A 10,007-nucleotide genomic window follows, 5' to 3' on the forward strand; every position below is an offset into this window, starting at 1 on the left:
ATTAAGCGACAACATACTCACCCTCAAACGAGACCTAAACCCAACCAATACCACAATAGGGCGCACCAGCCTTGTAGCTTGCAACCTAGAAAGCAACAATCTCACCGATAATCCTGACAGCCAATACGGCAAACAAGTCATCCAAAGACTCCATCAAGGTGGCATTAATGGTGATTTAAGCGTTAGAAGCAGTTATGTTGGCATTCAACCAGACGGCACAAAAGTTACCTCAAATACAGGAGTGGACAATTGGAAACACAAAGACAGCGAAGCCAAAACCGTTTATAGTTATGACAAAAATGGCAAAGTAGAAAGTAAAGTGTATGACAACAACGGTGTGCTGGTTAAATACAACGGACAACATTTGGACGGCACAAGATACAAAAGCAATGTCATTGTCCAAAATAGCGACAACGCTACTGTCGCTGAAGCCGCTAATGCCTTGTTTAACAAACACCCCAATACCAGTGTTATCGTCAAATTCGACCAAAATGGCAATCTTGTTACCCTAAAAGGCGAGGCCTACACCCCAACAGGTGACATTCGTATCAATTTTGTTGATCACGGCACCAACTTAAGCCAAGAGGGCGCGCAATCATTAGCAGACAAAGCCAAAATACTACAACAAACTTACGGCAACAACAACACCAAAATCAAACGCATGGCTTTGGTTGGATGCGACACCGATGGCGTTGACCAAGCCCTAACCCGAAACTTTGCCAACGCTGTTTATAATGATATGCCCGCCTTAAAACAGACAGAAATTACTGGCAGAACAGGACAAGTGCAAGTCAATGATAATGGCACCAAGACCATGACAACAGGTGGCGCTAAAACGATTTATAGTTGGGATAACGACGGAAGGGGAATCGCCCAAAAAACGGAGACGGTTAAAAGCTATAGCGATAGTTTAGAAAATCCATTGGGCAAGTTTGATGACCAAATAAAAGAAATAGATGCGCTTCTCAAAATAACACCAATGAGCGAAAGCACTAAGAAAATTTTGACCGACACTCGCAATGCTTTTAGCGATATAAATTATATTTATCAAACAGCACCTAGCTCAATAGAACACATCATGGGTCTTATGGCAAAACATGGGCTGGAATTAAAAGCATATTTGGATGAACACAAAGATACTCAGGTTAAAGAAAGTTTAGAGGCATTTCGTGATTCTTTAAACGCTCAGTGCGCCGATTTACAACTTAAAATAAAAACCCGACAGAGCGAAGAATTTTCAAAGATTTCTAAAGGAAAATCTGAGAATCGGACTTTAGAACTGATTGATTTTCATAAAAGATTACTGGATAAAGCAAGTGTGTATTTGGATTTTTACTCTGTGTGGCATGAACATGAAATTTTATATGAAATAAAAAAAACATTGGATGCCACACTAAACAAAGTTGAAGACATAGCAAATAAAGCAAGTTCTTTGGATACTGACGAAAAAATCAAGGCTTTAGCAGAGGCTGATAAATACATAAATTATTTGTATGAATACTCAGAGTATTTTGCAGAAGCAGACCAAACTAGAATAAAAGAGTTTAAAACGAGAACCTTGCCACTCTTGGAATTAAGCACATGGAATAAGGTAAAAGTAGCGAATACTTATTATGTGCCACTCGTTGATAATTCTTTCAGAGTTATTGTGCAGCTATCAGATGACCTTGCCCTCGATACAGCAGGTTTGGCAAGCAAACATTTTGGCAATTCCACACTTGTTCAAATGGATAAATATGGCAATTACCGAGTTGTGTATGGACCTGAATTAGGAAGCATACCAGACGGCAAGAAAGTTAAGTTTGAGATTTTAGGCCATGGCAGCGATGTCAAAAAGACGATGGGAAAAAGGACAGCTGCCGATATGGCAAAAAATATTCTTGATTTAAAGGAACATATTCCCAAGACTGTGGATGTTACAGCGGTTTCTTTAAAAGGGTGTTGTGCGGGGGCTGATTACGGGAAAAATGTTTTAATTGAACTTCATAAAGAAAACTTCAAGCCCATCGTTAGCTCTAAACTTGGTTTAGTAGAAATACACCCATTTGGCAGAACATTTACTTCTAGAGTCTATCATTCTGAGGATAACAGAACTGCCTGGAAATACGATGAAAACGATAAAATAGTCGCCGTACCTTATGCAGATGAAAAGCACCATATAGTTATTTCTGTTGATGAAGAGGATAATCCAAAAGTAATTAAAACACACAACAATAAAGATTGGAAGGAATTTAAAGGTAATCTAAGGGTGAAAGTTGAGGCTGGAGAAAACCTCTCAAGCACATTGGATGCATTGGAAGAGTTCCAAGCTCAACTGAAAATTCAAGGTGCCAAAATGAGTCAAATTGATATAGAGACTGGAGAGCAGGATTGGCTTGGAGGGCGACCAAAGAACACACTGCAGACCTATGGGAGTCGGGTGAGAATAATGACTCAGTTTATTGGATCAAATATTACATTGCATATTGACTCTGGGCTTCATAGCGGCTCAACTGTTTTTAGTTACAAAGATGCATCTAATAGTGAAATAGTGATACATAGTCCAGAATATTTAGTTGGTTATTCAGATGTACGGCCCAGTAATGTCATTTCTTTTACCTATGATGAAACCAACATCCCTCGTCTTGCTGTACCAATAAAATTTAATCCTAATGTTGTACTACAGATTGCTATTCCTGATGAATTTTACACAAAAGAAATGGTGTTGTCGCAGCTACAACAAGCAAAAAAAGAGGTTGCAGAAACATCCTCTGTTTTTAAAGCTATGGTCATAACGGGCCCACGATATTTAATGCCTGAGCAAGAGAGTAAAGATCTGCTTGACTATCTTTCTCAAAAACTTGGCGTTAGAATTGAAAGATTTCACAAAGATACCGATAGCTCTAAACATAGGTTATTATTGTCAAAAAACCCTGGAGACTCTGAAGCACAGGTGCATGGCCACCTAGCCCACCAAGACACCCCTTTGCACAACTGGGATGCCCTAAGCCAAGACCAAATCAACAAACTGGACACAGAATCCCAAAAACCCAAACTCAGCTTAGCCAACCACGACCACCAAGTCCTCATTCAAACCGAAGCTGATGACAATGTTAAAGACAACACCTCAAGACTCGCCTCTAAACACCCCACACAAACCACCATCGTGCAAATGCAAAAAGACGGCACCTACAAAGTAGTTTACGGCACTAAACTTGAAAATATTACAGGCAGAGTCAAAATGGTGGTTGTAGGTTACGACAGAGAAGAAAACGGCGTCCAAACACTAGGCGGTAGAAATGAAAGTGAATTAAGCGACAACATACTCACCCTCAAACGAGACCTAACCCCCCCAGCCGATGCCAAAATAGGGCGCACCAGCCTTGTAGCTTGCAACCTAGAAAGCAACAATCTCACCGATAATCCTGACAGCCAATACGGCAAACAAGTCATCCAAAGACTCCATCAAGGTGGCATTAATGGTGATTTAAGCGTTAGAAGTAGTTATGTTGGTATTCAACCAGACGGCACAAAAGTTACCTCAGATACAGGAGTGGACAATTGGAAACACAAAGACAGCGAAGCCAAAACCGTTTATAGTTATGACAAAAATGGCAAAGTAGAAAGCAAAGTGTATGACAACAACGGTGTGCTGGTTAAATACAACGGACAACATTTGGACGGCACAAGATACAAAAGCAATATCATTGTTCAAAATAGCGACAACGCTACCGTCGTTGAAGCCGCTAACGCCTTGTTTAACAAACGCCCTAATACCAGTGTTATCGTTAAATTCGACCAAAATGGCAATCTTGTTACCCTAAAAGGTGAGGCCTACACCCCAACAGGTGGCACTCGTGTCAACTTTGTTGATCACGGCACCAACTTAAGCCAAGAGGGCGCACAATCATTAGCAGACAAAGCCAGAATACTTCAACAAACTTACGGCAATAGCGACACCAAAATCAAACGCATGGCTTTGGTCGGGTGCGACACCGATGGCGTTAACCAAAGCCTAACCCGACACTTTGCCCATGCTGTTTATAATGACACGCCTATCCTAAAACAGACAGAAATTACTGGCAGAACAGGACAAGTACAAGTGAATGCCGATGGCACTAAGACCATGACAACAGGTGGCACTAAAACAATTTATAGTTGGAACAGCAGCAGAGGTGGCATTACCCAAAGAACTGAAACAATTAAACGCTATAGCGATAGTTTAGAAAATCCATTGGGCAAGTTTGATGACCAAATAAAAGAAATAGATGCGCTTCTCAAAATAACACCAATGAGCGAAAGCACTAAGAAAATTTTGACCGACACTCGCAATACTTTTAGAAAAGTAGATTCTGCTTATCAAACAGTACCTTATGCAACAGAATACATCGAAGGTCTTATGGAAGAACATGAATTGGAATTAAAGGCATATTTGGATGAACACAAAGATACTCAGGTTAAAGAAAGTTTAGAGGTATTTCGTGATTCTTTAAACGCTCAGTGCGCCGATTTGCAATTTGAAATAGAAAACCAACTGAAGCAAGAATTTTTAAATATTCTTAAAGAGAAATCTGAGAATCAGGTTTTAAAACTTATTGCCTTTCATGAAAAATTACTAAGCAAAACAAATCAACACTCTCAGTTAGCATGGCTGACATACCAATCTTTAGAAAAAATGAAAAGAGCGGCGAGTAACACACTGAGCAAAATGGAAGACAGGGTAAGTACACTCGACGCTTTGAGTGGTGAAGAAAAAATCAGAGTTTTGGAAGAGGTTAATAAGAATATAAATGATTTGTGTGAGAATTTAGAATATTTTAAAGAGGCAGACCAAGTCAAAATAAAAGAGTTTAAAATGAAAACCTTGGCAAACTTGGAATTAAGCACATGGAACAAAGGCAATATAGTGGATACATATCGTATACCGCTCGTTGATAAAGATGATTTTAGAGTTGTTGTACAACTATCAGGTGAAGTTTCAATTGCCGAAGGAGCGTCATATTTAGCAAGCAAACATTTTGGCAATTCCACACTTATTCAAATGGATGAATATGGCAATTACCGAGTTGTGTATGGGCCTGAATTAGAAGGTATACCAGATGGCAAGAAAGCTAAACTTATATTTTTTGGTCATGGTAATAACATCGAAAAGACGATGGGAGAAAGGACAGCCAGTGACATGGCAAGACACGCCCTTGATTTAAGAGAAATTATTCCCAAAACTGTAAATATTGATGCGGTTACCATGAAAGGGTGTTGTGCAGGACCTGATTATTCAAAAGATGTTTTAATTGAACTTAATAAAGAGAATTTCAAGCCCGTGGTTACCTCCAGACTCGGTCGCGTAAGAACAGATAATTCGGGTAGGCAAACAATTTCTGGAGTTTATCACTCTGAGAGCAATAGGGCTTCTTGGAAATACAATGAAGACAATAAAATAGTCAAAGTGCCTTATTCAGATGATAAGTACCATATGATTCTTTCTATTGATGAAAATGGTGCACCAAAAGTAACTAAAACGCACAACAATGAGAATTGGAGAAATTTTAGAGGTGAACTAAGGGTGGGCATTAGAGCCAAATCACGCATGGAAACAGTAGATGCGTTGTTAGACTTTCAAAATCAACTGAAAGATCAGGGTGCCACAATGAAGCAAATAAATGTAGCGATGAAAAATCAGGATTGGGCTGATGGGTCGTCTAATGCGTTGCATGACTATGGGGAGTATACAAGGTCAATGGGCGATCTTATTGAATCAAATATTACATTACATGTTGATTCTGGACCCGATGAAGGTACTACTGTTTTTAGTTACAACGATACACCTAATCATGAAACATTACTACATGGCCCAGAATATTCCATCAAATTTTCAGATGCAAACTTAGATAATCGCATTATCCTTACTTACAATAAAGACAACCACCCTTTGTTTTTAGTGCCAACCAAAAGTACTCCTGATATCGCACTATATATGCAGATTCACAATCCATATTACACAAAAGAATGGATGTTGTCACAACTGCAAAAGGCAGGAGATTTGGTTGGAGATTCCTCTATTCGTACAGTTGGAATCATAATATACCCAACATATATAATGGCTGAGCAAGAGGGTAAAGATCTGCTTGACTATCTTTCTCAAGAACTTGGCGTTAAAGTTGAAGTGCTTTACCAAGATGCCTCTGGTTCCAAACTCGAGTTATTATTATCAAAAACTCCTGGAGATTCTGAAGTAACGCTACATGAGCACCTAGCCGAAACCACCCGCCACCAAGACACCCCCCTCCACAACTGGGCTGACTTAAGCCAAGAGCAAATCAACAAACTAACCGCAGAAGCCCAAAAACCCCAACCCAGCCTAGCCAACCACGACCACCAAGTCCTCATTCAAACCGAAGCCGATGGCAATGTTAGAGACAGTACCTTTAGACTCGCCTCTAAACACCCCGCACAAACCACCATTGTGCAAATGCAAAAAGACGGCACTCATCAAGTGGTTTACGGCCTTGATCTTGAGGATATTACCGGCAAGGTCAAAATGGTGGCTGTGGGTTATGGCAGAGAGAAGGACGGCGCACAAACCATGGGCGGCAGAACTGCTGATGAATTAAGTGCAAATATTACCGAACTCAATCGAGCCTTGGCGGGCAATGCAGACATACAACGCATTAGCATCGTTGGCTGTAATATGGAATCAGACAATCCTACTGACAATAACGACAGTCAATACGGCAGAAGAATGGTCGAAAAACTCAGTCAATCAAACATCAAAGCCCCTGTTGCTGTTAGAAGCAGTTATGTTGCTGTTGATGAAAACGGCAGAAAACTAACCTCAAACACAGGTGCAGGCAATTGGATGCACAAAGACAGTGCTGCCAAAACCGTTTACAGTCTTGGCGCAACTGGCGCTGTGGTTAGCAGAGTGTATAACGACGAAGGCACTTTGATTAAATATAATGGTAGACGCTTAAACGAAGACTTGGATAATGACAAAAGCACACAAGGTGCAGAAAATCAAGAAACAAGCGACAAGCACGCTCAAGGACAAGGGCAAGGGCAAGGGCAATCAGAATCGGAAACAGAAACAACCAAACAAAAACTAGACGATATCGACAAACGCCAAACTGATTTTGCCAATTCCGTTAACCAAAATAAACTCAGAAGATTGCCCAATGGCAACGCCCCTGCCAATAACGACAATGAAAACACCAAAACAGGCGGTATGTCCGCCCCCGCTCTCAATGTGCAAATCGATATCGGCGGTGGCGACCACGCCTCTCTCTTCGGTGGCTCTACCAATGTAGATGTCAAAGTCGGCAACGGCGCACACCACACACTGATGTACGGCAGCAACAATGTTTTAGTCAGCATCGGCGATATAGGCGACAGCAGTCGTTTTGTTGAAATAGGGGGCTATCGTGCATTAGAAGGTGTGCAAATCTTAATAGGCACTAAAAATGTCGTGGTCAACCACGGCGTTAGAAACGACCTAATCATTGCCACCGACCCTTCCTTCCCCATGATTCCATTTGTCAATCCTTTTGACGGCTCTGCCAATATCTTAGGCTCTTTACAAGGTATGGCAGACATAAGCAACTCTGGACAAAACGCCTTATGGAGTTGGAAGAAAACCAAGAAGTTTGCCACCAGCATGAGTTCCTTAGACAGAACCAGCGACACCAACTATGAGAAAATCTTAATCAGTGGCGGTCAAAACGCAGTCTCTGACCGAGGGTTAAAATACGACATAGAAATGGCACTCAACAAACAAGCCAATAACTTTATGCAGCGTGAAAGCAAACGCCAACAAGCAAAGCAAAACTTCAAAGAACACATCAGCAACTTTAGTTTAAACCTCACAATCGGCGGACAAGGCTCCGACATCCTCATTGGCAACGGCAATTTCAGTTTTATGTTCGGCGATACCTTCTCCTCTGTTTTAGACACCACCGTCGCCTCCTTATTCGGCATCATGCAACAAGGCTACACCTTAGACGGCCAACCCAAAACCACCTTTACTTACACCCCCAGCAATGTCAAAACCAAACTGATTAACGGCATTCTCAACGGAATGGCATCCCAAGCAAAAGACATCACCTTCGGCGACATACTGGGTTACAAATACACCAACTTCGGTCACATCTACAAAGCCGTAGCCAACACCCCCGATTTATCCCTATCAAATTTATTAAAAGAACTCCTAGGCACCGTATCTGACACCTTTAGCAACTCCATTGCCGCCTTATCTGAACCAGAACGCATTGTTAAGGCATTAGTCGCTGGAGGAGAATCGTTCAAAGACATGGGTGAAAACACTTTAGATGCATTAGGCATTAAAGACAAAGATAAGGACGACGATGACGACGACGATAATAACAATGATAACGATGAAAACAACAAAGACAACAACACAAACACAGGAGACAACGACAGCGAATCCAAAAAGAACAAAAGCAACAAAGCCTTCGGCTTCAGCGGTCTCAAACTCCCCTCATTGTTTAATATGTTCACACCCAATCTAATCAAAACCCTAAGCAGTTTACCAGAACTGGCAGAAACCCTATCCAGCAGCATCTCCACAGACTCTGCCAACATAAAAGACAAAGCACTTGAGCTTTTCTCCGACATTGGCTTTATGTCCAATGACGGCGATTTGTTCTTCAACATAGGTGCCCAAAACTTCGCATGGGGTGGCGATGGCAAAGACCTATTTGCACTCATGGGCACCAACAACAATGTCTGGGGTGGCAAAGGCGATGATGTCGCCTATGTCATTGGCGAAGGCAACACCATCAGCGGCAACCAAGGCGATGACAGCGCCGTGTATGTCGGACAAAACCACATGTTCATTGGCGGCGAAGGCGATGACATTGGCGTTGCCTCAGGTCGCTACAACACTTTGTTTGGCGGTACCGGCAGAGACCAACTTTGGGCATTTGGAGAGGGCGCCTATATCACCGGCAACGAAGGCGATGACTATCTAGTATCCACTGGCAATTATGGCAAAATTCACGGTCACACTGGCGATGACATCGGTATTTTAATCGGTGCTCACAATGTCATGGACTTAGGCAAAGGTAATGACCACGGCAAAGTATTTGGCAACAAAAACATCGTTTATCTACGCGATGGCAACGACGAACTAGAAGTCGCCAGCCATCAGTCTTCTATTATGGCAAACGCCGGCGATGATTCTTTATATATGCACAAAAACTCAAGCGACAACAAGATTGACGCAGGATCAGGTGATGACTTATTGTATTTAGGCGGCACAGAAAACAAAGTTACTGGTGGCACAGGCGCCGATATATTCATCGTTGGCAACGACAACATCTTTAGCACAATCATCACCGATAAAGACGATTACATTGCTTTTGATTTAGACAGTTATCAAGACACCATGTATTACAAAAGCAACAACAACCTTTTGATTAAACACCGATCGTTAATAAAACCCAACAAAGCCGACAGCGATTACCAAAGCGACAACACCGGCGTTGACATCGCCAAACAATACCGCAACCAAGAAGGCAGCGTGTTAATTGAAGACTATTTTGCCAATAGCAACAGCAATGAAAGTGCAAAAATCTGCATCAGCATTGACACCAACAACGACCGCTATCACTATTTAGACAAGGCACAAATCAGTAAGTTAGTTGAATACATGTCATCCTTTGATTCCTTTGCTGATACCGAAGGTGTGGCTAACTATAAAAGAGAGGTTAATCAATTGTGGTCTGGTGCGAAGGTTGGCTATAATATGCCTGAAGTTATGAAGAGTTTGGCTTGATGAAACAAAAGAAAAAAAAGAAAAAGAAAAAAAGAAAAAGAAAAAAAGGAAAGAGGAAAACAAGAGTAACTCTACACTAGGAACTATATTTATGACACACAACCCTTCTTACAAAAAAAATATAAGTTATTATAGAAACACAAGTTATTATCAAAAACCCACTTTTAACCCACTCAGTCGTTTCTTAAACCCAACCTTAATTCAAAGTCATTCCTTATCACCAAACAACAACACTTCA

1 protein-coding gene (running past one end of the window) is annotated in these 10,007 nt (G+C 41.4%); it reads left to right on the forward strand.

Annotation, left to right across the window (positions count from 1 at the left end; genetic code table 11):
- Positions 1–9,769: the end of a C80 family cysteine peptidase gene (locus tag MS2017_RS05315; protein ID WP_122951505.1), read on the forward strand. 20,723 nt of this gene lie to the left of the window's left edge; only the last 9,769 of its 30,492 coding nucleotides appear in the window; its start codon lies beyond the left edge, outside the window; the stop codon is at positions 9,767–9,769.
- Positions 9,770–10,007 lie beyond the last annotated feature (238 nt).

Origin of the sequence: Bathymodiolus thermophilus thioautotrophic gill symbiont, from assembly GCF_003711265.1 — a bacterium.
Lineage (GTDB): Bacteria > Pseudomonadota > Gammaproteobacteria > PS1 > Pseudothioglobaceae > Thiodubiliella.